The 1,477-nt window shown below is 42.2% G+C and carries 1 protein-coding gene; it reads right to left on the bottom strand.

Going from position 1 to position 1,477, the window contains the following annotated elements:
• Positions 1 to 39: 39 nt before the first annotated feature.
• Complete coding sequence (locus GYV61_RS09620) at positions 40 to 1,434, bottom strand: IS3 family transposase (RefSeq protein WP_338084996.1); 1,395 nt, start codon at positions 1,432 to 1,434, stop codon at positions 40 to 42.
• Between the last annotated feature and the right edge of the window lie 43 nt (positions 1,435 to 1,477).

The following is a 1,477-nucleotide window of genomic DNA, read 5'->3' as shown; positions in this document are numbered from 1 at the left end:
TGATGTGAACCCTAAAATTAGGACACTTTATATTAGCTGCTAACTGAGGACTAGCTTCCGATATTCAAGCGGAGTTAGTCCTTTTAGTTTGATCTTGATTCTTTTCTGATTGTAATACTCAATGTAGTCTCTGATTGCGTCTTCCAGTTCAGTGAGATTCTTATATTGCTTTTCAAAGCCATAAAACATTTCTCGCTTGAGTATCCCGAAGAAGCCTTCCATTAATCCATCATCAAGGGAATTGCCCTTGCGTGACATTGATTGGCTAATGCCATGATTTTTGAGCCACGCTTGAAACTTGCCGTTTTGGTATTGCCAGCCTTGATCAGTGTGGAAGATCAAGCCATTTAGTGCCGGATGTTTGCGCCAAGCTTGCCTTAACATGTCCATGGTCTGCTTAAGATTAGGGCTACGGGAAATAGTATAGGAAACAATCTCTTGGGTGCAGCCATCAATGATCGGTGATAAATAGGTCTTTTGCCCCTTGAGCTTAAACTCAGTTATATCTGAATACCATTTGTGATTGGGATAAACCGCACTGAAGCTGCGTTTAATCAGGTCAGGCTTAATCGGACCCTGAGTGCCGCGATAGCTGTTGTATTTGTGCCAGCGTTTACTGACTATGCCGAACAGCTTCAGCTTGTTCATTAGGCGCTGCACTTTTTTATGATTGACTAATAAACCACGACGCCTAAGCTCTGCAGTAATGCGGCGATAGCCATAGCGGTGCTTGTGTTCTTCATAGATAGCTTTGATTTCAGCCATTATTTCTCGATTGTCCCGCTCTTTGTCCTTCTTCTTTAAAGTGTAGTAATAATTACTGCGGGATAAGTGCGGCAGATTGGGATTGGCATTAATGGTATCAAGAATAAAAGTTACGCTGACTTTAAGCTCGCGTCTTAGTTGGGTAACTGCCTGGGCTATTTCCGCGGCTTGCGGTTCTTGGTCCGCTGGTCGACTAAGACGCTCAATTTTTTTACGAATTCGTTCTCGATTTTCAGCTTCAAGTTCTGCTGGCGTAAGCGTTCGTTTTCTTGCTTGAGCCGATGATTTTCCTGTTTGATCAGCTGTTCTCTTTTGGTCATGGGGCGGTCGTCCTCTCTGCTTGTTAACGATATTATACCCATTTTTACGGTATTCGCGCAGCCAGTTGTACAACATGCCACTACTTTTTAAGCCCAAGTCAATAGATACTCGACGGGCAGGCTCATGTTCAACTATGATTCGCCTAAGGGCCTGCTCCTTAAAATTACTTGTATAAGCAGTGAAAGGCTGATCTAAAATAGCTAGACCGTGACGGCCAATTAAAGCTAACAAGTAATTAATATTAGATCTGCCAACCCGATAACGCTGACTTAACTCAGCAGGGCTTATTTGATAATCGTGCCAAAGATGATAGATTTCAATTTTATCTTGTTTAGATAATTTAGACATAAAAATGACCCCCAAATTTGTCCTAAATTTGGGGGTCATATCA

Source organism: Lactobacillus melliventris (assembly GCF_013346935.1).
Lineage (GTDB): Bacteria > Bacillota > Bacilli > Lactobacillales > Lactobacillaceae > Lactobacillus.
Note: the sequence above shows the minus strand (reverse complement) of the source record. Positions and strands in the feature narration are given on the sequence as shown.

Coding starts and splice junctions, on each gene's coding strand:
- GYV61_RS09620 (WP_338084996.1), bottom strand. CDS start 1,434: ATGTCTAAATTATCTAAACAAGATAAAATTGAAATCTATCATCTTTGG.